This is a genomic window from Bradyrhizobium stylosanthis, from assembly GCF_001641335.1.
GTDB classification, from domain to species: Bacteria; Pseudomonadota; Alphaproteobacteria; order Rhizobiales; family Xanthobacteraceae; genus Bradyrhizobium; species Bradyrhizobium stylosanthis.
Genome location: NZ_LVEM01000005.1, coordinates 411,483 through 436,233, shown reverse-complemented (window position 1 = coordinate 436,233; position 24,751 = coordinate 411,483). Strand labels below are relative to the sequence as shown.

Annotated in this window: 25 protein-coding genes; 12 read left to right on the top strand and 13 right to left on the bottom strand. The window is 65.0% G+C overall.

All coding sequences use genetic code 11. The features are described from left to right. The first annotated feature begins 17 nt into the window (after positions 1 to 17). Entirely contained in the window at positions 18 to 884 is an 867-nt protein-coding gene (locus A7X65_RS33305; protein WP_063693306.1) for a beta-keto acid cleavage family enzyme, read from the top strand. An 84-nt stretch (positions 885 to 968) separates the two neighbouring features. Next, complete coding sequence (locus tag A7X65_RS33300; protein WP_063693303.1) at positions 969 to 2,990, top strand: YgiQ family radical SAM protein; 2,022 nt, start codon at positions 969 to 971, stop codon at positions 2,988 to 2,990. 106 nt (positions 2,991 to 3,096) lie between these two features. Here the strand turns inward: A7X65_RS33300 and A7X65_RS33295 are convergent, their stop codons facing one another. Further along, on the bottom strand, positions 3,097 to 3,390 hold the full coding sequence (locus A7X65_RS33295) for an antibiotic biosynthesis monooxygenase family protein (RefSeq protein ID WP_063693862.1): 294 nt from the start codon (positions 3,388 to 3,390) through the stop codon (positions 3,097 to 3,099). Between the two features lie 618 nt (positions 3,391 to 4,008). Here A7X65_RS33295 and A7X65_RS33290 point away from each other — a divergent pair. Further along, a complete protein-coding gene (locus A7X65_RS33290) occupies positions 4,009 to 5,577 on the top strand; it encodes an ATP-binding protein (protein WP_063693861.1) in 1,569 nt (522 codons plus the stop codon). Between the two features lie 10 nt (positions 5,578 to 5,587). Here the strand turns inward: A7X65_RS33290 and styB are convergent, their stop codons facing one another. Together styB and styA are read right to left on the bottom strand one after the other, a co-directional pair. Then, complete coding sequence (styB, locus tag A7X65_RS33285) at positions 5,588 to 6,073, bottom strand: styrene monooxygenase NADH-dependent flavin reductase subunit StyB (protein ID WP_063693860.1); 486 nt, start codon at positions 6,071 to 6,073, stop codon at positions 5,588 to 5,590. A gap of 23 nt (positions 6,074 to 6,096) precedes the next feature. Continuing rightward, a complete protein-coding gene (gene styA, locus A7X65_RS33280; RefSeq protein ID WP_063693300.1) occupies positions 6,097 to 7,347 on the bottom strand; it encodes a styrene monooxygenase subunit StyA in 1,251 nt (416 codons plus the stop codon). A 106-nt stretch (positions 7,348 to 7,453) separates the two neighbouring features. Between styA and A7X65_RS33275 the strand changes: the two genes are divergently transcribed. From A7X65_RS33275 to A7X65_RS33250, 6 genes are all read left to right on the top strand, one after another. After that, positions 7,454 to 8,383 (top strand): LysR family transcriptional regulator, encoded by a 930-nt coding sequence (locus A7X65_RS33275; protein ID WP_063693297.1) that lies wholly within the window; start codon positions 7,454 to 7,456, stop codon positions 8,381 to 8,383. Between the two features lie 30 nt (positions 8,384 to 8,413). Beyond that, a complete protein-coding gene (locus tag A7X65_RS33270; RefSeq protein WP_063693859.1) occupies positions 8,414 to 9,436 on the top strand; it encodes an LLM class flavin-dependent oxidoreductase in 1,023 nt (340 codons plus the stop codon). Between the two features lie 119 nt (positions 9,437 to 9,555). Beyond that, entirely contained in the window at positions 9,556 to 10,632 is a 1,077-nt protein-coding gene (locus A7X65_RS41090) for a M48 family metallopeptidase (protein WP_082885145.1), read from the top strand. A gap of 321 nt (positions 10,633 to 10,953) precedes the next feature. Beyond that, entirely contained in the window at positions 10,954 to 11,490 is a 537-nt protein-coding gene (locus A7X65_RS33260) for a hypothetical protein (RefSeq protein ID WP_063693857.1), read from the top strand. Between the two features lie 60 nt (positions 11,491 to 11,550). Further along, on the top strand, positions 11,551 to 11,904 hold the full coding sequence (locus A7X65_RS41085) for a hypothetical protein (protein WP_082885144.1): 354 nt from the start codon (positions 11,551 to 11,553) through the stop codon (positions 11,902 to 11,904). Positions 11,905 to 11,944: 40 nt separating this feature from the next. Beyond that, on the top strand, positions 11,945 to 12,373 hold the full coding sequence (locus A7X65_RS33250) for a hypothetical protein (RefSeq protein ID WP_063693291.1): 429 nt from the start codon (positions 11,945 to 11,947) through the stop codon (positions 12,371 to 12,373). Between the two features lie 64 nt (positions 12,374 to 12,437). Here A7X65_RS33250 and A7X65_RS33245 read toward each other — a convergent pair whose 3' ends face one another. Both A7X65_RS33245 and A7X65_RS33240 read right to left on the bottom strand, forming a co-directional pair. After that, positions 12,438 to 12,893, bottom strand: coding sequence for a hypothetical protein (locus A7X65_RS33245; RefSeq protein WP_063693288.1), 456 nt, complete (start codon positions 12,891 to 12,893; stop codon positions 12,438 to 12,440). A gap of 10 nt (positions 12,894 to 12,903) precedes the next feature. Next, positions 12,904 to 13,122: a hypothetical protein gene (locus A7X65_RS33240; RefSeq protein WP_063693286.1), complete on the bottom strand. Its 219-nt coding sequence runs from the start codon at positions 13,120 to 13,122 to the stop codon at positions 12,904 to 12,906. A 219-nt stretch (positions 13,123 to 13,341) separates the two neighbouring features. Between A7X65_RS33240 and A7X65_RS33235 the strand changes: the two genes are divergently transcribed. After that, positions 13,342 to 13,668, top strand: coding sequence for a hypothetical protein (locus A7X65_RS33235; RefSeq protein ID WP_063693283.1), 327 nt, complete (start codon positions 13,342 to 13,344; stop codon positions 13,666 to 13,668). A 21-nt stretch (positions 13,669 to 13,689) separates the two neighbouring features. On the opposite strand, the gene A7X65_RS33230 is transcribed toward A7X65_RS33235, so the two are convergent. The 3 genes from A7X65_RS33230 to A7X65_RS33220 all read right to left on the bottom strand — a co-directional run bounded on the left by A7X65_RS33230 (position 13,690) and on the right by A7X65_RS33220 (position 16,395). Next, complete coding sequence (locus tag A7X65_RS33230; protein WP_063693281.1) at positions 13,690 to 14,733, bottom strand: zinc-binding dehydrogenase; 1,044 nt, start codon at positions 14,731 to 14,733, stop codon at positions 13,690 to 13,692. Positions 14,734 to 14,746: 13 nt separating this feature from the next. Beyond that, on the bottom strand, positions 14,747 to 15,412 hold the full coding sequence (locus tag A7X65_RS33225; protein WP_063693856.1) for a class I SAM-dependent methyltransferase: 666 nt from the start codon (positions 15,410 to 15,412) through the stop codon (positions 14,747 to 14,749). 290 nt (positions 15,413 to 15,702) lie between these two features. After that, the gene (locus tag A7X65_RS33220; RefSeq protein ID WP_063693279.1) at positions 15,703 to 16,395 is read right to left on the bottom strand and encodes a hypothetical protein; all 693 of its coding nucleotides are present in this window, start codon (positions 16,393 to 16,395) and stop codon (positions 15,703 to 15,705) included. 615 nt (positions 16,396 to 17,010) lie between these two features. Between A7X65_RS33220 and A7X65_RS33215 the strand changes: the two genes are divergently transcribed. Continuing rightward, a complete protein-coding gene (locus A7X65_RS33215; protein ID WP_063693276.1) occupies positions 17,011 to 17,724 on the top strand; it encodes a helix-turn-helix transcriptional regulator in 714 nt (237 codons plus the stop codon). Positions 17,725 to 17,957: 233 nt separating this feature from the next. Here the strand turns inward: A7X65_RS33215 and A7X65_RS33210 are convergent, their stop codons facing one another. The 3 genes from A7X65_RS33210 to A7X65_RS33200 are packed head-to-tail and all read right to left on the bottom strand — an operon-like array spanning position 17,958 to position 21,885. Continuing rightward, entirely contained in the window at positions 17,958 to 18,980 is a 1,023-nt protein-coding gene (locus A7X65_RS33210; protein ID WP_063693855.1) for a tripartite tricarboxylate transporter substrate binding protein, read from the bottom strand. A gap of 22 nt (positions 18,981 to 19,002) precedes the next feature. Then, entirely contained in the window at positions 19,003 to 21,090 is a 2,088-nt protein-coding gene (locus A7X65_RS33205; RefSeq protein WP_063693274.1) for an acetate--CoA ligase family protein, read from the bottom strand. 3 nt (positions 21,091 to 21,093) lie between these two features. After that, positions 21,094 to 21,885, bottom strand: coding sequence for an enoyl-CoA hydratase/isomerase family protein (locus tag A7X65_RS33200; protein ID WP_063693273.1), 792 nt, complete (start codon positions 21,883 to 21,885; stop codon positions 21,094 to 21,096). A gap of 194 nt (positions 21,886 to 22,079) precedes the next feature. Here A7X65_RS33200 and A7X65_RS33195 point away from each other — a divergent pair, with 194 nt between their 5' ends. Continuing rightward, positions 22,080 to 22,856, top strand: coding sequence for an IclR family transcriptional regulator (locus tag A7X65_RS33195; protein WP_063693854.1), 777 nt, complete (start codon positions 22,080 to 22,082; stop codon positions 22,854 to 22,856). An 8-nt stretch (positions 22,857 to 22,864) separates the two neighbouring features. On the opposite strand, the gene A7X65_RS33190 is transcribed toward A7X65_RS33195, so the two are convergent. Together A7X65_RS33190 and A7X65_RS33185 are read right to left on the bottom strand one after the other, a co-directional pair. Beyond that, entirely contained in the window at positions 22,865 to 23,767 is a 903-nt protein-coding gene (locus tag A7X65_RS33190; protein ID WP_063693271.1) for a hypothetical protein, read from the bottom strand. A 103-nt stretch (positions 23,768 to 23,870) separates the two neighbouring features. Then, a complete protein-coding gene (locus A7X65_RS33185; protein WP_167358320.1) occupies positions 23,871 to 24,545 on the bottom strand; it encodes a tetratricopeptide repeat protein in 675 nt (224 codons plus the stop codon). Positions 24,546 to 24,751: the final 206 nt, after the last annotated feature.

Genomic DNA, 24,751 nt, shown 5'->3' with positions numbered 1-24,751 from the left:
GACGAGGGAGGCGCGTCATGCACAAGGTCTGGATCGAAGCGGCGTTGAACGGCCCCTGGAGCCGCGCGCTGCAGCCCGGCATTCCCGACACGATCGAGGCGATCGTCGCCGAGGGCATCGCCTGTGCGAAAGCAGGCGCTGCGATCGTTCACACCCATGCCTATGACGGCGGCGGGCCGCAGACTTTTGATTGGCAGGTCTATGCGCGGATCATCGAGGGCATTCGCGCCAAGGTCGACGTGCCCGTCTATCCCTCCATCCCCGGCCTCGATGCGCGCGGCAACGTTGCCGACCCCAGGGCGCGCTTTGCCCATATCGAGGCGCTGGCCGAGCGCGGCCTGCTCGAATTCGCGGTGGTCGACCCCGGCAGCGTCAACTTCACGCTGACATCGACCACGGCGGAGGCCAGGCCGGCGGAGACCTATCTCAATCCGGAAACTCATATCCGCCACGGGCTTGCCGTTGCCGCGCGCCACAACATCCATCCCGCTTTCGCGATCTACGAGCCGGGCTTCATCCGCGCAGGCGCCGCGCTGGCGCGCGCGAGCGGCGTGAAGTCGCCGGTCTACCGCTTCATGTTCTCGCAGCAATTCGCGTTCTGCTTTCCGCCGAAGCCTTACGGCCTCGCGGCGCTGGTCACGCTGGTGGAGGAGGAAGCACCTGGCGCGCCCTGGATGGTCTCGGGCCTCGGCGTCGACATCACCCCGCTGATCGGCGAGGCCGTGGCGCGCGGCGGCCATATCCGGGTCGGGCTCGAGGACGCCTTGTTGGGCTCGACGGCGACCAATCCAGGCCTGGTCGAGGACGCGGTCCGGAGGGTGCGCGAGCATGGCGGGGAGCCGGCCACGACGGCCGAGGTCCGGAAGGCGCTGGCGAAGGGTTAACCCGCCCGAACGACTACGGAACCGTAATCTTTTCACGCGTCCGTCGGTTGAATTTGGAGGCCTGGAGTCCTATCCCTTGGCCCCATGGACATCCAGATCATCGCCGCCGAAAAGCCCCTGATGGCCCAGGCACGCCCGCGCAAGCCGGCGCCTTTCCTCCCGATGAGCCGCGCCGAGATGGACGCGCTCGGCTGGGACGCCTGCGACATCGTGCTGGTGACCGGGGACGCCTATGTCGACCACCCGAGCTTCGGCATGGCCATCATCGGCCGGCTGCTGGAGGCACAGGGCTTCCGGGTCGGCATCATCGCCCAGCCGGACTGGCAGTCGGCCGAGCCGTTCAAGGCATTGGGCAAGCCAAAGGTGTTCTTCGGCGTCACCGGCGGCAACATGGATTCCATGGTGAACCGCTACACCGCGGACCGGCGCATCCGCAGCGACGACGCCTATACGGCCGGCGGCGAAGGCGGCAAGCGGCCGGACCGCTGCACCATCGTTTATGCCCAGCGCTGCCGCGAGGCGTTCAAGGACGTACCGATCGTGCTCGGCGGCATCGAGGCCTCGCTGCGCCGGATCGCGCATTACGACTACTGGTCCGACAAGGTGCGCCGCTCGGTGCTGGCCGACGCCAAGGCGGACCTCCTGCTCTACGGCAACGCCGAGCGCGCCGTCGTCGAAGTCGCGCAACGGCTTGCCGCGGGCGAAGCGCCGCGCGAGCTCGACGACGTCAGGGGCGTGGCGCTGTTCCGCCGAGTCCCTGAGGACTACACCGAGCTGCACGCCGACGATCTCGACTCCGCCGACGAGGGCGCCACGCGCCAGAAGGGCGCGACCGTGATCCGCCTGCCGGCGCTGGAGCAGGTCGAGCAGGACAAGGAAGCCTATGCCCGCGCCTCGCGCGTGCTGCACCGGGAGAGCAATCCCGGCAATGCGCGGCCGCTGGTGCAGCGTCACGGCGACCGCGACCTCTGGCTCAACCCGCCGCCGATCCCGCTGACCTCGGACGAGATGGACGCAGTCTACGACCTGCCTTACGCCCGCGCGCCGCATCCCTCCTATGGCGATGCGAAGATCCCGGCGTGGGACATGATCAAGTTCTCGGTCACGATCATGCGCGGCTGCTTCGGCGGCTGCACCTTCTGCTCGATCACCGAGCACGAGGGCCGCATCATCCAGAACCGCTCGGAGGGCTCGATCCTGCGCGAGATCGAGAAGATCCGCGACAAGACGCCGGGCTTCACCGGCGTCATCTCCGACATCGGCGGCCCCACCGCCAACATGTACCGGATGGCGTGCAAGGACCCGAAGGTCGAGGCCGCGTGCCGCCGGCCGTCCTGCGTCTTCCCCGAGATCTGCCCGAACCTCAACACCTCGCATGACGATCTGATCCGGCTCTATCGCAAGGTGCGCGAGACCAAGGGCATCAAGAAGGTGATGGTGGCCTCCGGCGTGCGCTACGACCTCGCGGTCGAGAGCCCGGAATACATCAAGGAGCTCGTCACCCATCACGTCGGCGGCTACCTCAAGATCGCGCCCGAGCATACCGAGCGCGGCCCGCTCGACAAGATGATGAAGCCGGGCATCGGCGCCTACAACAAGTTCAAGCGCATGTTCGACGAAGCCGCCGAGCGCGCCGGCAAGAAGTACTATCTGATCCCCTATTTCATCGCGGCGCATCCGGGCACGACCGACGAGGACATGATGAACCTCGCGCTGTGGCTGAAGAAGAACCGCTATCGCGCCGATCAGGTGCAGACCTTCCTGCCCTCGCCGATGGCGACGGCGACGGCGATGTACCACACCGGCGTCAACCCGCTGCGCGGCGTGCGCCACGGCGGCAGCGACAAGGTCGAGGCAATCAAGGGCCTGCGCCAGCGCCGCCTGCACAAGGCGTTCCTGCGCTATCACGACCCCGACAACTGGCCGGTGCTGCGCGAGGCCCTGATCGAGATGGGCCGCCGCGACCTGATCGGATCGCAGCCGCACCAGCTCGTCCCCGCGCACCAGCCGCCCGGCACCGGCAAGGCCGCCGGCACCAGGCGCCCCGTGCGCCCCGGCGGCAAGACGCAGAAGTTCACGACCAAGGGCCTGCGGGTGATGAAGTAGCGGGCGCCGCACGACCAAAGCGCGATGAGATCATCATCGCGCTTTGGCTCTTTGTTTGAGCATGATCTTATTCGGAAAACCGCTGCACACTTTTCCGGATCATGCTTTAGAGATCGAGCACGGCCTCTCCCGACACGGCATCCGTCACGCCGCGTCCGTTGCCCTGGTCCTCGAGCACGGACCTGAAGCTGTCGAGTGTCTTGATCATCGCGGGTCGCGCCGCCATCAGCGCGTCCTGGCTCGCCCAGGTGCCGATCAGGCAGAAGGTCTGATCGCCGGTCTTGATGATGACGCCGTGATCGAGGCCCGGCCATTTGGCCCTGCCGCCCCGGTGCGCGTCGAGGAAGGCGGCTTCCTCGCCCTGCTTCACCTTGAACCTGACCACATTGTAAACCTGCATGATGCGCCTCCCGAAAATGGATTGATGAAAAGCGAGCACCGGACACCTTCCGGCTCAACGGGACAATTTTGCACCCTCCAAAACGAAAAGTCGAAAACAACCCCATGCACAGTAGCGGCGGATAGCGGAATCAAGGGCTTATGGCGCATCGGGATTTCAGTGCGCCTTTGTCGCGCCTGAACCTGCTGATCGGGCACCGACTTCCGAAAAACCGTAAATCGCTTGCCCCGTCGGGCAAAACAGGCGCATCATGCCATCGTCGTCGGAGTGCCCGGCTTGCTGCATCCGGTATCAGGACAGCCGTGTCGCGATCGGCAAGGCCGCGTTGCCAACCCCCGTGCTGTTTGCTATCCGTAATTGCAAGCCAAGCTCGCATCGCATTCCCCACGGGGTGATTTGACAACCGAGCCCGGCGCCGAAAATCTTCCAACACGCTCGACGCGGCGTATCTTCGCGGGTTGCCAGTGATTCGCGGGGAGGACCAGCTTGCGCAGTGAACCATCTTTGCAGCACGCAGCCGATTTTCAGGCTATCTTCGAAGGCGCTCCGGGCCTCTACCTCGTCCTTACCTCGGGCTTTCGCATCGTCGCCGTGAGCGATGCGTATCTGAGTGCGACGATGACCGATCGCGCGTCCATTCTGGGACGCGGCCTGTTCGAGGTTTTTCCTGATAATCCCGACGACCCGGCTGCCGATGGCGTCCGCAATCTGAAGGCTTCGCTGCAACGGGTCCTGCACTTCAAACGAACCGACGCCATGGCGGTGCAGAAATACGATATCCGCAAGCCGGAGGCGGAAGGTGGCGGATTCACGGAACGCTTCTGGAGCCCGCGGAACTGCCCTGTGTTCGGGCCGGACGGACACATCTCCTATATCATTCACTGCGTGGAAGACGTCACGGAGTTCATTCGCCTCAAGCAGCACGGGGTCGAGCAGGACAAGCTGGCGCAGCAATTGCGCGATCAGGCCGGACGAATGGAAGCGGAGATCTTCCTCCGGGCGCGTGAAGTCAAGGACGCGAACGCGCGGCTGGAGGAGGAGCAGCGGCAACGCCAGATCCAGAAGATGGAAGCCGTCGGGCATCTGACCGGGGGCATTGCTCACGACTTCAACAACATCCTGACTGTCATCATCGGGATGACCGAGATTCTTCATGCGGCGGTCGCCCACGATCCGCAGCTGTCAACGATCACCCGGATGATCGACGATGCGGCGGCTCGCGGTGCCGAAGTCACGAAGCATCTGCTGGCGTTCTCTCGTCAGCAGCCGCTGCAGCCGCGCGATACGAACCTGAACGCCCTCGTGGAGGAAACCGCCAAACTGCTCCGGCCCTCGCTGGGCGAGCAGATCGAGATTCAGACCTCTCTCGAGGACGACGCCTGGCCGGCATTCATCGACCCCAACCATCTGGCAACGGCCATCCTCAATCTCGCCGTCAATGCGCGCGACGCGATGCCCGAAGGCGGCAAGCTGATGCTGGAAACCGGCAATGTCGTGCTCGACGATGGCTATGCCACTGCAAATCCCGATGTGAGGCCTGGCCAGTACGTCATGGTGGCCGTAACCGACACCGGTAGCGGCATTCCCGAAGCAATCCGCGACAAGGTGTTCGAACCGTTTTTCACGACGAAGGAGACCGGCAAGGGAACGGGACTTGGGCTCAGCATGGTCTATGGCTTCGTCAAGCAATCCGACGGCCATATCAAGATCTATTCGGAGGCGGGCCACGGCACCTCGATCAAGCTCTATCTTCCCCGCGCAAGCGGGACCGAGGCCTCGCCGGAGCCGACCACGCATGTCGAAATCCGCGGCGGCGACGAGACCATCCTCGTCGTCGAGGACGATCCCCTGGTGCGCGAATACATCAGCACACAGCTCGCGCATCTCGGCTATCGCACGATCCTGGCCGCCAATGGTTCGGAGGCGCTGGCGCAGGTCGAGAACGAAATTGCTTTCGACCTGCTCCTGACCGACGTGATCATGTCGGGCGGCATGAACGGGCGGCAGTTGGCCGAGGCCGTGCTCGCGCGCCGTCCGGATGCGCGCGTCCTGTTTACGTCGGGCTACACGGAGAACGCGCTTCTCAGTCACGGCCGGCTTGAACCGGGCGTTCTGCTGCTGCCGAAACCCTATCGCAGGTCCGACCTCGCGCGCATGATCCGCGTGGCGCTGCATCGAGGCGGGTGAATTCCACGCCTCACCGGTCCACCGGCGCTCCGGGGCCGAGATGATACCGGCTTGAAAAGAACACCAGCGGCGTGGTGTCGCGATAGTCGCAAGCCGAGACCTCGGCGATGATCAGGGTGTGGTCGCTGACGTCGACGTGGCGTGTGACCTCGCAGGCGAACCAGGCGATGCAGCCCTGAAGGCGCGGCAGACCATCGACGATCTCGTAATCCGGCGTCGCGCCGCTGTTCGGCTGGCTGGCGAAATGCCTGGAGAGGTCGCGGCCATGGTCCGGCAGGACGTTGACGCAATAGCGGCCGGTCGCCGAGATCGCGCGGTGCATGCGGCCGGGCATGACGGAGACCAGCACGGTCGGCGGCGACAGGCTGACGGTGACGAAACTGTTCGCGGTCATGCCGCAGACGCGACCGTGCTCGTCGAGTGCGGTCAGCACCGCGACGCCGGTCGCGAAGCGCGATGCGGCCTCGCGGAACGAGGCCGGGTTGGCGCGCGGCATCCCGGTCTCCACGCGCATCGATCTCACGCAATCGCCCTGACCGGCTCCGCCGGCGCCGACATGCGTTCGATCCAGGCCTGGATGCGCTGCGGCGTGGAGATGCGGTCCCACTGCCGGTCCGGATAGTTGAAGTTCTCGGTGAACTCGTTCGCCAGCGCCGGGTTCTGGCTCATCGCGCCGATCAGCATGCCCAGCGCTTCCGTCGGCGGTTGCAGCATGACGTTGGTCCAGCGCGAGGCGGCCAGCACGCGGTCCTGCCGCTTGAGGTCGATTGTCTCGCAGAGGCGCGCGTCGAGCGCGTCGGAATTGACGATCTCCTCGCCGAGCACGAAGGCGGCATAGGAGGCGACATTGGCGCCCTGCCCCATCATGGGATCGACGATGGCATGGACGTCGCCGAGCGCGATGGCGCATTTGCCGTCGTCGAACTCGACCACCGTGTTGCGCACGGTCGGGACCACGCCGCCCTGCAGGAGATCCTGCGGCTGCGCCAGATCGAAGCGCGCGGTGTCGATGCGGTCGTAGGTGGTCGGGTGATGCTTCTCCAGCTTGCCCAGCAGCACCTTCAGGAAGTGCTTTGGATCGGCGTCGTAGCTGAGCGTCGCCAGCTCCTCCATGTCGCCGCCCGGCACGTTCTCCATCAGCAGCGCATTGGCGATGCCGCCGAAGGTGATGGTCGGGATCACGATCATCTCGCCATGGCCGGGCGATACCGAGAGCGTGACGTTCATGGGATCGGGCTGCCGCACGCCGGTATAGAGCCCGACGCAGAGGCGCCGCTGCGGCTGCGAATAGGGCGTGTGCTCCGGCCGGTAGCTGAAGAGCTGGCCCAGCGGTCCCTTGCCGGTCGAGACGACCAGCAGATCGAAGCGGGCAACCAGCGGGCGGATGTCGCGCTCCTCGATGCGGCGATATTCGATCCTGCCGCCGCGCCTCGTGAAGTCCTGCATCAGCGCGGGAAGATAGATCCGGTAGTCGACGGCGCGGCTCGCCTTCGAGAAGTCGCCGCGAAAGCTCAGCGGCTGCGGAAAATTGAAGACGTGGTCGTGGTAGTAATAATGGTCCTTCGGATCGGTCCAGTGATTGACCCCGAGATAGTCCTCGCGCGCGATCGTCACATGATGATGCGCGACGGTGTTGAGCAACCGGATATCGCGATAATCCTCAGGGAGCCGGTCGGTGATGACAGTGGCGTCCACGCCATGCTTTTGCAGGTAAAGCGCGAGATGCAGGCCGGCGATTCCAGCGCCGACAATTCCGATATGGCGTGCCACGTGATCTCCCTCCCTGTGATTGCTTGTTTTGAGAGAGCGTAACGGCCCGCCATGTTGCGCGATACGGAATAAATGGGATATAATTTATTCTAATCAGGAATGAATTATGGACCGGATCGATTGCCTGCGCGCTTTCGTTCGCACCCTCGAGGGCGGCAGCTTCTCGGCGGCGGCCAAGGAGCTCGGCATCGGCCAGCCCGCGATCAGCAAACGCATCGCGATGCTGGAGAGCGAGTTCGGCACGCAACTGTTCTCGCGCACCACGCGCACGCTGAAGCCGACGGCGGAAGCGCACCGCATCTACGATCTCGCGCGGCAGATCCTCGACAGCTTCGACATGGCGCGATCGAGCGTCGAGCAGGCGGCGCCCCGCCCGAGCGGCACGCTGCGGATCGGCGTGCCCTCCTCGTTCGGACGGCGCTACATGATGCCCGTCATCGCCGAATATGTGCGGCACTATCCGGAAGTGCGGGTGGACATCCGCTTCAGCGAACGCTTCGTCAATCTCGTCGAAGAGGGCATCGAGCTGGCGCTGCGGATCGGAAACCTGGAAGCGAGCACGCTGGTCGCCCGCCGGCTCGGCACCGTGCAGCGCTACCTGGTGGCGACGCCCACCTATCTGCACGGGCGCCCGATGCCGCGAACACCGGACGATCTCGGCGCGCACCAGTGCATCGTCTATTCCAGGATGTCGCCGGCGCACCAATGGGCCTTCGAGTCGGAGCACGGCCGCCACGTCGCATCGATCAACGGCCCCATTCATGTCGACGATGCCGATGCGATGCAGGAGGCAACGATGCATCACCTCGGCATCGCCATCCTGCCCGAATGGAATGCAGCGGAGGGGCTGCGCAGCGGCGAGCTCGAACACGTGCTGCCGGACTACGGCATCGCCGCGCTGCCGCTGCATGCGGTCTATCCGGAGACGCAGTGGATGTCGCTGCGCGCCCGGAGCTTCCTGGATCTGCTGGTCGAGCGCGCTGGGCACTTTGTGCCGGCTTCGCCGCATGGCCAGGCCGCACGCGTGGACAGTTGACGCCATCCCTGCCGGTATTAAATGACGCCCATGAAAAAGATCGGATTTCTGTCCTTCGGACACTGGACGCCCTCGCCGCAATCGCAGACCCGCTCGGCGGCGGACACGCTGCTGCAATCCATCGAGCTTGCCGTCGCGGCGGAACAACTGGGAGCCGACGGCGCCTATTTCCGCGTGCATCACTTTGCGCGCCAGCTCGCATCGCCCTTCCCGCTGCTCGCGGCCGTCGGCGCCCGGACAAGCAAGATCGAGATCGGCACGGCCGTGATCGACATGCGCTACGAGAACCCGCTCTACATGGTGGAGGACGCCGGCTCCGCCGACCTCATCGCCGGCGGCAGGCTGCAGCTCGGCATCAGCCGCGGCTCGCCCGAGCAGGTGATCGACGGCTGGCGCTACTTTGGCTATCGCCCGGCCGAGGGCACGAGCGACGCCGACATGGGCCGCCGTCATGCCGAAGTCTTCCTCGACCTCTTGCGCGGCGAAGGCTTTGCCGAGCCCAACCCGCAGCCGATGTTTCCGAACCCGCCGGGCCTGTTGCGCATCGAGCCGCATTCGCAGGGCCTGCGCGAACGCATCTGGTGGGGCGCCGGCTCGAACGCGACGGCGGTGTGGGCGGCCAAGCTCGGCATGAACCTGCAGAGCTCGACGCTGAAGAACGACGAGACCGGCGAAGCCTTCCACGTGCAGCAGGCCGCGCAGATCCGTGCCTATCGCGCCGCATGGAAGGAAGCCGGCCACACCCGCGAACCGCGCGTGTCGGTCAGCCGCAGCATCTTCGCGCTGATGAACGACCGCGACCGCGCCTATTTCGGCGGCGAGCGCGGCGGCGAAGACCAGATCGGCTTCATCGATCCGCAGACAAGGGCGATCTTCGGCCGGAGCTACGCGGCGGAGCCGGATGCGCTGATCGAGCAGCTCAGGCAGGACGAGGCGATCGCGGAAGCGGATACGCTGCTGCTGACGATCCCGAACCAGCTCGGCGTGGCCTATTGCACGCACGCGATCGAGGCGATCCTGACGCATGTGGCGCCCGCGCTGGGGTGGCGGTGAGCTGTCGCTACACGACCTGAGGATGACGTTGACTTCAGCCGCTACCTTGACAATGATGAGGCAGATCAAAAGCACTTGTGACAAGGCCTGATCCGCCTCGAGTCGTCGTCAAGATACGGATGAGACGCCCCGTCCTGAAGATCATCCTGCGGCTCGGTCGCTACGCTGTTCTCCCGGTGGTGGCAATTGCTTGTGTGATCCTCGCCACCTGGCTGATGATCATGGATCGGTACACGATCGCGGCACTGGCCACCGTGCCGATTGTGTTCTCCATATTCACGGTAGCGGCAGCGCTCATGATCGGCCTCCTGCTTCTGCCTTCGCGAAAGCATAGGAGTTTCGAGGCGAGCGAGGAGATCGCCCCCGGTCTCTGGGCCATGTGGAAAGAACTCGATCCCACCTTTGTGCGATCACGGCGCACCCTGCTGATCGACACCGATTTCAATGCCTCGATCGAGGAAGTGAGCCGATACGCCGGACTGTTCGGGCAACACGTCACGATGACCGTCGGCCTGCCGCTTCTGATCGTTCTCGACGAACCTGCAATTCGTGCCATCGTTGCCCACGAGGTCGCACATGCGCAGCTTCGACACACTTCGGGCGGCGCGAACCTCCGGGATTTCATCTCCGCTTCGGAGAATATGCTTTTCTACGCCGATCCGGATCGAACGATAACCGGGCGCATTGCCCTTGCCCTCCTTCATTCCATGCTCGAATGGCTCGAGAGGGAATATCGCGCGTTAAAGCGGGAAAACGAGCTCGGCGCCGATCTCGGTGCGGCAGAGCGAGTTGGGCGGAGCGAGATGGCGCGTGCACTGGTCATGACGGAAGCCTGCGGAACACGTCTCACCGATCTCGTGTTCGCTCCTCTGGAGAAAGAGATCCTGGGCGCAATCAATGCGCCCCGCCCGCCCCTCGATCGGATCATCGGACAGCTCGAAGACATCAGGGCGCACGAGCCGATGATCGCTGCTGCCGTTGCTGGTCTGGATCGTGAGAGCGATCCGGACTCGACGCACCCGCCTCTCGGCAAGCGGCTCGCCAACCTCGGTTACACCGACATTCCCGAGATCGGCGAGATCAGGACATCCGCCATCAACCAGCTACTCTCACGGGACGCGGTCAGAGACCTTCCTGCCCGCTTTGACGGGGAATGGCGGAAGAAGGCGCAGGCGTGGGTCAGCGTCGGCAGATGATCGCGGACGGCGCGCGCCCATAGCTACCGATTCCTATTCTTCCCGCTATGGCCTCTCGCGATGAAGTCGCGCGGATCGCGCAACGCGCGCTTTCCGGCAGGCAGAAGAGGTCTCGCGTTCGGCGCAAATTGGGCTGGCGTCGTTGTTCCTGCCGTCGCGCATGAACAGCAAATGAACACGTCATCTGCTCGCGTCGCGGAACTTCGCGCCTGAGATTTCGCGCATCGCGTCGATGTGTCCGGCGCAGGAACGTTTGCCCATTTGCATATTTATCCCGTGCCTGACTTGGCGATTTTTTGAAAACCCCTGGAGGAGATGGACATGAGGATCCTGAAGCTTTCTGTGGCTGCGGCTGCGCTGCTGGCCGGCACGGCGCTCGCCGTTGCGCAATCGAGTTCGACGGTCGGTACGGGCGGCTCTTCGGCCGGCGGCGGCACCAGCAGCTCGACGGTCGGCACCGGCGGCTCTTCGGCCGGCACGGGCAGCGGATCGGGCTCGGCTTCGACGCTCGGCACCGGCGGCTCGTCGGCGGGCGGCGGCACCAGCAGCTCGACTGTGGGCACCGGTGGCTCCGCGGCCGGCAGCGGTTCGGGCAGCGGCTCGGCCTCGACGCTCGGCACCGGTGGCTCGTCCGCCGGCGGCGGCAAGAGCTCGTCCAGTGTCGGCACCGGCGGCTCCGCCGCGGGCAGCGGCTCCAACTCCGCGTCAACGGTCGGCACCGGCGGATCGTCGGCCGGCGGCGGCAAGAGCGGCTCGACCGTGGGCGCGGCCGGCTCGTCCGCCGGCCATGCCAGCGACATGGGCATGGAGAAGGGCAAAGGCCACCACAAGGGCGATATGAAGAAGGACAAAGATTGATGCCTCGAGCGAGGAGCGGCAGCGATGCCGCTCCTTCGTCCTTGTTGAAGGAGAACTCGCATGAACAGATCCATCATTGCGATCGCAGCGCTGGCCCTGATGAGCAGCGCAGCTCAGGCGGCAACCATGGAAAAGACCGGCAAGACGGCAACGGGCGAGACCTGCAAGGTCACCGTCGAGAAACATGCAGACGGCAGCATTTCGGCGGCCGGCGCGTCGAGCTCGGGCACGACGGGATCGACCGCGTCGAGCGGATCGCTTTCGAGCTCGAGCTCGGCGGGCGGATCGTCGGTGCATGTGCAGGCAGGCGGCGGCAGCGTCTCGAGCTCGTCGTCGACGGCGGGCGGCCCTGGCTCCACCAGTGCCAGCACCATCACCGTCAACGGCTGCACGATCTCGACCTCGTCGCCCTAGTCATCCTGGACGCATCGTCATCAACACAGAGGATTGAAACATGAGAACGCTTGTCACGACCTCGGCGGTCGCGCTTCTGCTTGCTGCCGCCTCACCCGCGCTTGCGCAGAAGAGCATGACCGGAGGAACGGGCGGCTCGGCCGCGGTGGGCGGCACCTCCGCCTCCACCGTCGGCACCGGCGGCACCTCGACCTCGGCGACGGGCAGCACGGGCTCGTCGATCGCAGCCGGCGGAAGCGCCGCGGCCGCGAACGGCAGGGCGCAGACCGGCGTCAGCACCAACAAGGGCAACGGCCCCGTTCTGAATTCCAATGCCCGCGCCCAGGCCCATGAGGGCGGCACGTTCAGCCGCTCGCACACGCGCACCAAGGTGAAGGCGGGTGAAGAAGTGGGCTCGACGACCAAGACGATGTCGCATGTGCCAGGTTCGAAGCCGACCATGTCCACGACGTCGACGACCGCGCGCTAGACGAACCGCTATATTCCTCACCACCTGCTGCCCGACCTGGTCGGGCAGCTTTTGTGTCACCAGTTCAGCCGCCGCTCAGGCTGTGGCTGATGCGCGTCACGATGCGGTCCCATTGCCGCTTCTCCGCCGCGGGGTAGTTGATCAGCACGCAGTGCACATAGCGCCGCGAGAAGTTGCAGCGGTCGTACCAGATCGCGCCGCGCTTGATGCTGGAGACCACGAAGAATTTTGGCGTGATCCGCTTGTAGACGATGCCGGATGGAGGATTCTTCCGGGCCAGAAATTCGGCCGGCGAGAGACCTTGATCGGGAACGGCCTGCACGGTGAGATCGGCGCTGCCGTCCGAGTTTCGAAACCGTTCGCCATAGCCGTCCGGCTTTCCGGCCGGCTCGGTGAAGACCGAGGTGGGAATGTCGACGGCCGTCCCGGATTCCACGATCCGGTAGGTGGTCCAGCTCTCCGCCCGGGCAGCGGACGATGCCGCGCAGAGTGCAACGATCACGGCAGTCATGGTCTTCATGTCGTCCTCATCAGTGGCGCGGCGCCAATTGCAATTCCATCAAGGCGATCCGCTGCAGGGTGGCGGGATCGCGCTCGCCCGTGCCGGCCGTGCGCAGGATGGATTCAGCGAGTGCATTGACATGCGCGGAATGCACGGGCTCCGGCAGGGTCGCGACCGCAGCCTCCAGTGCGGCGGTCATGAGCCCGATCACCTCGGGGGAAAATGCGGCACTGGAAAAGTTCTTCATCGTGCGACCAGCTCCTTCTGCGGGCCGTCGGTCAACGTCGGGAAAAAGTGGGAGTTCCTGCATGACGCTGGAATCCCGCTGCCGTCTTTCGCGCGTTCAGGTTCAGGACTGCGACAAAACACGGCACCGACATGACCGGAACCGACGCCGGTCCACGGCATTTTGCGTCGGCTACGCCGATCGGCCTTCGCGTTCCCCTGCGCATCGAAGGGAGTTCATATGCCGACCAAGCCGACCATCGCGCGCATCTGGCGCGGCCGTACCCGGCGCGACGCCGCCGACGCCTACCAGGCCTATCTGCAAGCCGAGGGCATTCCGCCGCTGATGAAGACGGCCCTTGGCGTGCAGCAATTACGCGAGGACCGCGATGCGGAGACGTGGTTCACCACCATCTCCTACTGGGCGGATATCGACGCGATGTCGGCATTCACCAGGGGGGAGCCGAGCAAGGTTCATCATCTCGCGCGCGATGCTGAATTCCTGATCGAGCTGCCGGAGCGCATCGAGATCCACCGGGTCCTGATCGACGAGCAGGGATTGCGCTGAACGCCGCCGCGCATTTCGCGCTCAGCTGACGTTCAGAACGATCCGCCCCGACTCGCCGCTGCGCATCAGATCCAGCGCGTCGTTGATGTCGTCGAGCGCGAACTCGTGCGTGACGATGCCGCGGTAGCTGACCTTGCCGGCCTCGTCGAGACGAACGAGGCGCGGGATGTCGCGCGCCGGCTGGCATTGCCCGCCTTCCGAGCCCTTCAGCACCTTCTCGAAATGCAGGGGCAGCGTGTAGATCTCGACCTTCTCGCGGGGAACGCCGACGAGGATGCAGCGGCCTTTCTTCGCAGTGACCTCGTAGGCGAGCTCGATCAGCTTCCTGACGCCAGTGGTCTCGACCACCTTGTCGGGTCCGTCGGCCCCCGTGATGGCGCGAACCGCGGCGACGACATCCTCCACCGCGTCGGAGTTGATGGTGTGGGTGGCGCCGAACTGCCGCGCCATCTCCAGCTTGTTGTCGAGGCGGTCGATCGCGACGACCGGATGGGCGCCGACCATCGCGGCGAATTGCACGATGTTCAACCCGACGCCGCCGACGCCGAACACGACGACGGCTTCGCCGATGGCGATTTTCGCATCGTTGTTGACGACGCCGAGCGCGGTCGTCACCGCGCAACCGAGCAGCGGCGCGCTGGTGCGATCGATCGAGGCCGGCACCGGCGTGACGCGGTTCTCCGACACCACGGCATATTCGTTGAACGTGGTGACCCAGCCCGCGTTGAGACGCCTGCCGCGCCAGGAATAGACCGGCGTATTGGACTGGATGCCCTTGCCCGGCCGCCAGTGCATGACGACGGTGTCGCCCGGCTTGCAGGAGACGACGCCGGGCCCGGTATCGACGACGGTCGCCAGCGCCTCGTGTCCCAACAAGTGCGGCAGGAACTTGTCGACGCCCTTGACGGCGTCGATCTCGTTGATCTGTGCGCCGCAGATCCCCGAGGTATGCACGTGGACCAGCACCTGGCCGTGCTCGAGGGTATCAGGCAGATTGATCTCGTCGACGATCAGAGGCTTGCCCGATTCGACGAGAATCGCGGCCTTCGCAGTCTTGATATCCATGGGGAGCGTCCGGTCACTCGAAATAGATGAATTCGTAATCGCCGGTGTAGCCCAGCTTGCCGTACAGCCAGATCCATTCCGAGGTGTGCAGGATCGACTCCGCCGTCAGCGCCCAGCATTCGAGATTGTGCAGCTCGGCGACGTTCCGGTAGCCCTCGACCATGACGTATTTGTTCTTGCCGACCCGCTCGATCTCCTTCAGCGCCGCATCGAGCTCGTAGAGCCTGAGATTGTGCAGCGTGCCGAGCGAGATGACGAGGTCGAAGCTGGCATCGCCATAGGGATAGACGTCCTGGGCGCGATAGTTGAACAGATAGGGCTTCACCTGCTCGTGCGCATTGGCAAGACCGTGCTTGGAGATGTCGAAGCCCACGACCTTCAGGCCCGGCAGGATCTTCTGCATCTCGTACAGCAGGAAACCCTTGCCGCAGCCGACGTCGAGCACGCTGGAGCCGTCCTTGAGGCCGTAGGTCTCGATCAGCGCCCTGGCGACCGGGGCCCAGCGCCCCTCGATGAAGCGATAGCCGCCATAGCCGAAGCGGCGGTCGCCATCCCAATAATCGACCTCGTATTCCCGCGCCTTCAGCGAGCAGCCGATCTTGTCGTCGTTCATGCGACCCATGTAGTCGCGCTTGGTCGCAGCATGCAGCGGCGTAACGATATTCAGCAGTCGTCCCATTGAGCCCTCGGATTCCATCACGCGCTGAGATTGTCTCAAGGCCTTAAGGGCCCCTGCGTCGTGAATCGCGACTCAACCCTAGCACTTTCGCCGAAGGCCTTGGTTGTTTCAGATCAATGAGCATGCGGCGCCGTGCGGGCAAGGGGCAGCGCCCGCACGCTGGCCGCGCTATCGGCTGGAGAATGTCCCGACTGAAGGGACTTGTCGCCAGCGCGACGCCGGAGGGATCGACTCGGCCGCCGCGCGGCCATCCGACACCGCGATGGTGATCGCGGTGCCGGCAGGGCTGGTCAGTTCGACGAAGGTTTCGCCAGGCTCGCGTCCGGCCAGGTCACATAAAACTCCTGACCGCGAACCGACCCGAGGGCCTGCTGAATGCCTTGCGCCTGGATCTCAAGGTAGAGCTTCTTGTTTTTGATGCCGCCCCAGCCTACGCCGCCGAAATAGTTTCCGCCGCTATAGAGATCGTACTGAAACGACTCGTAGAGTTCGGGCACGTCGCTTGCCCGCTGGATCTTCAACGTTCCGTTGGCAAGCGCGTCGTTGAAGCCCGGTAGATCCTTCCAGCTCTCCATGCCGAACTGGAGGATCGTTTGCTCAAAATCTGCATCGCTCAATTCGACGCCCTCAATGCGCACCGCTGCATCCGCGCCGAACCTCTTCAGATATTCGGCCTGATCCCTTGGAAGCTCGGAGAGCTTCATCATGCGCGAAGCGACAAAGCCTTCGCGATCGATAACCCCGCCAGCAGAGATCCCTCCCTTTGCCGCGACCGTCTTTGCGTTGACGAGCATGTCCTTTCCGTTGATGAGCGCGGCGATCTTCAGCAGCGCGTCAGACACGCGGGGCGACAGGCGAGACGACAGAGCGTTGACATGAGGGATGACGCTGACGGGACTTGCTTCGGGCTCGGCAGCCGTCTGAGCGCTGGCGGCTTTCAGGACGGTGAGCGCTGTCGCGCCGACGGAATTGATGGCAACCATTTAGGCCTCCTGGTCTGTGTTACCTGGACGTCCGCCAATCATTGCCGGGTCACAAGCAGGGGGCTGGCCTCATGCCAGTCGTCACGATAGCCGTCGCACCTTCATCAGTTTCGACCGACCGAAGCGGACGCATCGATAAGGACACCATGTCGCCGTAGACAGGACTCCCGGTCGCACTCATCGCACTCGCGGCTGATCAACCTCAGGGCGTGAAGCCGAATCAGTGCTCGCAGGCTAACGGTTCCGATCAAGGCCGCGCAATCTGCGAAATTGCAAGTCTGCCCCCGATAGTGAACCGACTGTTGAATGGCAGGGCTGCGCTCCGGAATCCGCCTGACGTGCCACTGACGCCTGAGCGATGGCCCGGATCGCGCCGAAGGCAGCACTTTCTGCGTGCGTGTGGCTTACCCACCTTAGATCGATCGATGCTTCCGGATCGGGGCGCGTCCAAATGACGCGCCGCGAAGATCAGCCGCGAACCATCATGCATGGGGACATTGGTGGAATGGATTGAAGCAACGGCTCTACACCAGCTCCCGCCACTACGACAACCTAACCGGGAACACTCAACGAACCCGGAGAACGCATGACTGGATAAGACTGGGGGCAACGCAAATGTTTCCGCCGATCGAAGAAACCCTCGCAAACATTGCAGGCTCAACGACTCTCGATGAACTGAAAGCCGTGCTGGCTCGAATTTCGAGAGATTATGGCCTCACGCTCGTAGCGTACAACGCCGCACGCAGACCCGAGACGACGAATGCGCGCAACCCGATCCTGTTGTTCTCATCCGAAGATGACTTGGCGGAACAATACCTCAAACACGATGGCCTTCAGGCAGCCCCCCTCTTTCCAAACGGCCGGAGCGATTTCTTGCCGCTCGACTGGGACGATGCCGCCCCGGAGATGCAGGATGCACGAGCGTCCTTTCGCATGGCCGGCTCTCGCGGCATGACGATCCCGATCCGGGGACCGGGCGGCGAGCATGCGCGCCTGTCGATCGCCTCGAACGTTGCCACGGACATATGGGCCAGCCGGCGGATGACCTATATGCGGGATTTTCTGATCATCGCCCATTTCATTCACGATCAGGCCGTGCGGCTAGCGGGCTTGCGACCCCAGGGGCTCGAACGACTGCTCTCGGCGCGCGAGCGCGAGACGCTTCAGCTCGCCGCGCGCGGCTTCAGCCCGAAACAGATTGCCGCCGACCTGCATCTGTCACCGACCGCCGTCCGCCTCTATCTGCAGGGCGCCCGCACGAAGCTGGAATGTGCGACCCTCACGCAACTGATCGCCAGGGCCGTCAGCCTCGAGATCATTCAAGCCTGACACGGCAGGCACGCTCTCGACCGAACCTGGAAGCCGGGTTCAGTCGCGGACAGGCCTCTGTTTTCAGTCGCCGATCTTTCGACGCGGCTCGTGGTCGGCAGGATCGACGAGGTCGACGTCAATCGCGTGCATGTCGGCCAGGCCGCCTTGGAGGCGGGAGAGGTTGTCGTCGTTTCCCCTTCCGATATCGGACTCCGAGCCGAATCCTGCGCGGTAAGACGCGCCGGTGCGCGCTATTGCACCTCGATGTTGGCGTCCTTCACCAGCTTGCGCCAGCGCTCCTCCTCCTGGGCGACATAGCGGTCGAGCTCTTCGGGCGCGCTGCCGACCATGATGAGGCCTTCGTTGGCCTCGAGCTGCTTGAAACCGCCGGACTTGACGGCCTTCGCGACCGCCTGGTTGAGGCGCGCGATCACCGGCGCGGGCGTCTTTGCCGGAGCGTACAGGCCATACCAGGACTCGGCGGCGTAGCCGGGCACACCGGCTTCGGCGACAGTCGGCAATTGCGGGAACGCGGCCGAACGCTCGGTGGACGTGACGGCCAGCGCCCGGAGCTGCCCGGCCGCCACCAGCGAGGCCGCGCTGGCGACGGTGGTGAACATCACGTCGATCTGCCCGCCGAGGAGGTCGCTGATGGCAGGCGCCGCGCCCTTGTAGGGCACCGCCGTCATCTTGACCTTCGCCATGGCATTGAACAACTCGCCGGCGAGATGCGCCGAGGTGCCGGTGCCGAACGTGCCGAAATTGAGCTTGCCCGGATTGGCCCTGGCCTCGGCGATCAGATCGGCGATCGAGTTGATCTTCGATGCCGGGTTGACGACGACGATATTGAAGGAGCGTGCGATCAGTGAGACTGCCGCAAGATCCTTGTGCGGATCGAACGGCAGCTTGTTGTACAGGCTCGGATTGACCGCATGCGCGAAGGTCGCCATCAGCAGCGAATAGCCGTCGGGATCGCTCGTCGCCACCGTCTGGGTGCCGATGATGGTGCCTGCGCCCGGCTTGTTCTCGATGATGACGGATTTGCCGAGGTCGGTCTGGATTTCCTGCGCCGTCGTCCGTGCGATGATGTCGGTCCCGCCGCCGGCGGCGAAGGGCACCACGATCTTGATGATCTTCTCGGGATACTCGGCCCGCGCCGGCGCAAGTCCAAGGCCCGCAACCACCGCACAGGCGAAGATGGCGAGGCTCAGCCGACGCCGCACGGCAAGAACCTTCATGCGCGCGCTGTGGTGATTGATGATGCCAATGGCCATCTGGAGCTCCATGCGATTCTGTTCAGACATTGAGAACGACCAATCCGTCGGCGGCCTTCACGCCCTCGCCCGCCGGCAGCACGAACACCGGATTGATTTCGGCTTCGGCGAGGCGGTCACCGAGTTGCGCAACCATGCGCGAGAAATCGACGATCGCGGCGGCAAGCGCCCCGACATCGCATTTCGGCCGGCCGCGAAAGCCGTCGAGCAAGGGCCATGTGACGAGATCGCGTGCCATCGCGCGAGCGTCGGCGAGGCTGAGGCCGCCCTCCGGCGGCAGCAGACGCATCGTCGTGTCCTTGAACAGCTCGGCGGTGACACCGCCCATGCCGAGAAGGATCGCGGTGCCCAGGGGATCGCGATGCATCCCGAGAATGATCTCGACGCCGCCTGACACCATCTCCTGAACCAGGAATTGGTCGGGCCGCTTCCCGGTCCTGCGCGCGACCTCTTCCGTCATCGCCGTCACCCGCGCACCGATCGTCTCGGCCGTCAGGCCCACCGCGACGCCGCCGACGTCGCTCTTGTGCGCGATCTCGCGCGAGAGAATCTTGAGCACGACCCGGCCGCCGAAGTCGCGCGCCGCCTGCTCCGCTTCTTCAGCCGTTGCGACCGCCTTCTCTGCGGCGATGGGAATGCCGAAGCGGGCGAACAGCGTTTTGGCCTGCGCCTCATCCAGCGATCCCGACGGGAGGTCGCCGATGTCGACCGTCGTCCCGATCGCGGCCGATGACTGGACCTGTTCCGGCATTCCCGCCCGCAGGAGTCCGTCAAGCGCGGCAGCGCAGCTTTCGGCGGACGTATAGGCCGGGACGCCTCGCCGGGTGAGGACGGAGACCACGTCGGGCGCGTAGGGACTCACATAGGCCATGACGGGCTTGTCGCTGAGCGGCAGGCAGTCGTGGATGGCATCGGCCATCAACGCGGGCGATCCCACGGCCGACGAGCCGGCAATGACGACCAGCGCGTCGTAGGAGGGACTGGCAAGCAGGATGCGGATCGCGGCGCGCAGCAGATCCGGCTGCAGGCCGGCCAGGGTCACGTCGATCGGATTGCGATCGAGCATGGCCTGCGATCCCGACTGCAGTGCGCGCAGTTGCGCGGCCGTCTCGGCATCGGGCGCGGGCGTCGCAAAGCCAGCAACGCCGAGACTGTCGGACACGATGGTGCCGGCACCGCCGGTCGAGGTGAGGATCGCCACGCGCCTGCCGGAGAGCTTTCGTCCCGCCGCAAGGGCTGCGGGGATGTCGAGCAGGTCCTCGAACGTCTTCGCGCGGATCACGCCAAGCTGGCTGAACAGGGCGTCATACATGCGGTCGGAGCCCGCAAGCGCGCCCGTGTGCGAGACGGCCGCCTTTGCACCCGCCTCCGATCGCCCGATCTTGAAGGCGACAATGGGCTTGCCGGCGCGGCGCGCCTTGTGCACCGCCTCACGGAAGCGAAGGGGATTGCGGATCACCTCGATATAGAGCGCAATGACTTCTGTCGCGCTGTCGTCGGCGAGATAGTCGATCACGTCGGCGAGCTCGAGATCCGCTTCATTGCTGGTCGACACCAGCTTGGACAGCCCGACCCCGCGCGCCGCAGCGCGCGACAGCACGGCGCCGAGAATGCCGCCGCTCTGCGAGACCAGCCCGATCGGGCCGGCCGGGAAGCGATCCATCGCCAGCGCGCCGGACGCCGACAGCACGATATTGTCGGTGAGATTAACGAGGCCGATCGTGTTCGGCCCGAGCAGGCGCATGGATCCGGCGGCCTGCATGAGCTGCTGCTGGCGCGCGGCGCCTTCCGCCCCGATCTCTGTGAAGCCGCTGGCGAGAACGATCGCCGCCGCAGTCCCGCGCTCGGCCAATTCGCGCACCGCGACGTGGGCGCGCTCGGCGCCGAGCAGCACAAGGCCGACATCGGGCACGTCAGGCAGCGAAGCGATGTCGGCGTAGCATTTCAGACCGCCGATCTCGGCGACCTTGGGATTGACGGGATAGATCTTGCCCGCGAAGCCGTGCTTCTGCAGATAGGAGATCGGCCGCCCCGACGTCTTGCCGGGGTCGGCGGATGCGCCGATGACGGCGATGCTGCGCGGCCGGATCAGGCGTTCGATCGCGCTCATCGCTCAATCCTTCGAGGCGGATTGTGCGAGGAACGCCGTCACGGCGTCGCGATGTTCAGCACTGGTGTAGCAGATGGCCTGCGCCTGGCTGCCGAGATTGAAGATGTCGTGCGCGGAATGCTCGAAGGTCTCGTTCAGAATCTTCTTGCTGAGCGCCAGCGCGGTGGGAGATCCCTGCGCCAGTTCGGCGGCCCAGGCCTGCGCGGCGGGCAGGAGGTCGGCCGCCGCCACCTTGCGATCGACGATGCCGAGCGCGACCGCCTCGTCGGCCTCGACGACGCGTCCGGTGAAGATCAGCTCCTTCGCCCTGGGAAGCCCGACCCGGCGCGGCAGGAAATACAGCCCGCCGCCGTCGGGGATCAAACCGCGCTTGATGTAGGACCAGGTGAATTTCGAACGTTCCGTGCCCATGACGAAGTCGCAGGCGAGCGCGGTATCGGCACCGAGGCCGGCGGCGGCGCCGTTGACAGCGGCGATCACAGGTTTCGGCAGGCCCAGCAGCAGCGCCTGCACGTGATGCACGCCCTGCTGCCGGCTCCAGCCGTTGAAGGCGACCTCACCCTGCGGCGCCGCGAGCCGGCGCTTCATTCCACTGATGTCGCCGCCGGCACAGAAGGCGTTGCCGCGCCCGGTCAGCACCAGAGCCTTGATCGCCTTGTCGCGGGCAACGGTTTCGAGCGCGCTCGCGAACTCGGCGCGCATCTCGTCGCTCATGGCGTTGCGCCGTTCCGGGCGGTTGAACGCAATCGTCGCGACGCCGGCTTCGACGGAGAATTCGATGAGCTGATAGGACATGGAAACTCCTTGGTTGGCGCCAGATCGATCACCGCGGGGGCGATCCGCACGGGCTTTCGAATGCCGATTCAGGCGGTACTGTTTCCTCGTCGCGCCGTCCGCAGCCGGGCATTCTTGTTTCCCGCTGCGTATAGCGGCTTGCACCCTCGCAAACATCCCCTTAATTCCACTTAGTGGAAATGGCGGAGGCTGGCTTGGCGCAGGCACGCACATATGCGGGCGGGGTTGACGGCAACCGGTCGCTCGAACGGGGCATCGAGATCCTCCGGGCGTTCCGGCCCGGCGTGGACACGCTCGGCAACGGCGAGATCGCGGAGCGGACCGGATTGCCGCGATCGACGGTGAGCCGGCTAACGCGGACGCTGGTCAATTCCGGGATGCTCGACGAAGTCCGCCTTGAGCGGACCTACCGCCTCGCGGCATCTGTCATCAGCATCGGCCACGCGATGCGGACGGGGTCGCCCGTGCTCAACGCCATCGGCCCGATGATGCGCGCGGAATCGGCCAAGCGCCGGCTGAATGTCGGGCTCGCGACGGCGGATCGCACCATGATGGTCTATCTCGAATCGATCCGCTACAGCCCGCGCGCGGCGCTGCGCAACGCGGTCGCCGGCCAGCAGGTTCCGATGGAGCTGACCTCGCTCGGCCGTGCCTACCTCGCCGGCATTGCCGCAGGCGAGCGCGAGCGATTGCTGAAACTGTTCAAGCGGCGCAGCACGGCGGCCACCAAGGCGTTGCTGACGGACGTCAGGAGGTCGATCGCCGCCGTCGAACGCGACGGCTATTGCGCGGTGTCATGGCAGCCCGCCGTTCTTGCCGTCGCAACGCCGATCGTGCTGGACGGGCTTCCGGTCTACGCCCTCAACATGAGCCTGCAAAATGTCGACCGCTCGGATGCGCTGGCGAGCGAGATCGGCGCGTACCTCAACGCCTTTGCGGCCAAGTGCAAGGAGGCGCTGGCGGGCCGGTGAACCGACCGCTACAGCTTCCCATAAACGCGCGCGGCGACCGCCTTCAGCCGCTCGACCGAGCCGGACTCGGGATGCGGCTTGACCGGTGCGAATACGATCAAAGCCTGCCTGCCGTTCTTCCAGACGTAGATGGTGACGGCGTTGCCGTTGCCCTTGGTGCAGGAATGCTCGCCGAAGGCTTCGCTGCCGAGTTCGGGGATCGCCACGTGCTTGCAGGGGGATGCGCGCTTCATCATGCTGACGACCGTGTCGCGCGACATCGCGATCACCGCGGCGGTCATGGTGTTGGCCTCGCGATCGAACATCATGCAGCTGCCTGCGCCGGTGCGCTGGACCGTCAGCGTGCTGCTGTCGAGAAAGCCGTCGGCATCCGCGGCCGCGAGCCACTCGCAATTGCCGAACCGCTCGCTGCTCTTGCCGACGTTGGCGATGGCAATGCGCGCGGCTTCGGTAATCGGCCCGAGCAGCGCGCCGTCGGCGCGCCGGCCGGTCGGATAGACACTGATCTGCAGGATATAATCGCCGGACAGAGCGACGATCGAGGCCTCCTGGCGCTCGGCGCCGGCGGCGGTCGTGCCGCCCTGGCCTTCCTCGCCGATCCCCGCGACGGCGTTCAGCGGCATGCGCTCACCGAGCGTCTTGACGAAGGTCGCGTACAACTCCTTGGCGCGGTCGTTGTCGGGATTGCGGAACACGCTCAGCATCATCGTGTCACCGCGCCCGCCCTGGTAGATGCAGCCGCGGCCGTCCTGATTTGAGATCAGCGACCATTTGAGCGCCGGCATCGCGCCGGCGAGCTCCTGCGCACTGATGAACGGGCAGGTTTCAGCCGCGCGCGCGGGAAGCGCCGGGATGGCAGCCAATGCAAGGAACAGAACGAGGCGGGAGAGCAGACGAGCGATGGTGGGCATGAGACAACTTATTGCTTTGCCGTGGCGCGATGAAACAGTGGTCGCACAAGCGGCGGGGCCGAACAACCGGTGACGGACCGCGATCCTGCGCGACGCCTCATGATCACCGGCCCTTCAACTCCTGTGCGACGCGCTCGACCGCCTTTGGGCCATCGGAATCGAACGGGGCCAGTTCGGCGTACTTCCTGAAATCCGCCAACGCGCGTTGCAGATCATGCTTCCGTTCCCATGATTCGCCCCGATTGTAGAACGCCATGACGTAATTCGGGTCGACCCGGATCGCCTGGTCGTAGTCCGCGATGGCGCGGTCGTACTGGCCTTTGAATTGATAGGCATTGCCGCGATTGCTGAGCGCCATGGCAGAGTTCGGGTCAATCCGGATCGCCTGGTCAAAATCCGCGATGGACCGGTCATATTGGCCACTGCGCAGATAGGCGACGCCGCGATTGTTGAGCGCATTCGCGGAGTTCGGCTCGAGCCGGATCGGCTGACTAAAATCGGCGATGGCGCGGTCGTGCTGCCCTTTGAGCTGATAGGCGACGGCGCGATTGGAGAACGCCGTCGCATCGTTCGGGTTGAGCCGGATGGCCCGGCTGCAATCTTCAATGGCCTTGTCGCCGTCCTGCTTCTCGGTCCACGCCAGGCATCGATTGTTGAACAGCAAGGCAAGCTCGGCGCCGTCATATCGACCCGAATCGATCGCGCGTGTGCACGTCGCGATGGCCTGGTCGCCGGGCGCCTTCCCGCAGCTCTCGAAATCGTCGGCCGCCGCGGGCATCGCCGCCAACGAGACGGTCGACGCGAAGGCCAGAGTCACGAGTGCACTGCGAAGAATTGGCGTCATAGGATGTCTCGCATACCTGGCTTGGGACCGGCGACGCCTGGCGGCCCGCCTGCATCTCATTCATGACTCTTTGGTCGCCAACACGCGGCACAGGGTTCGAACGCATACACAATTGAAATTGCTTGTGATTTCTTCCTGTC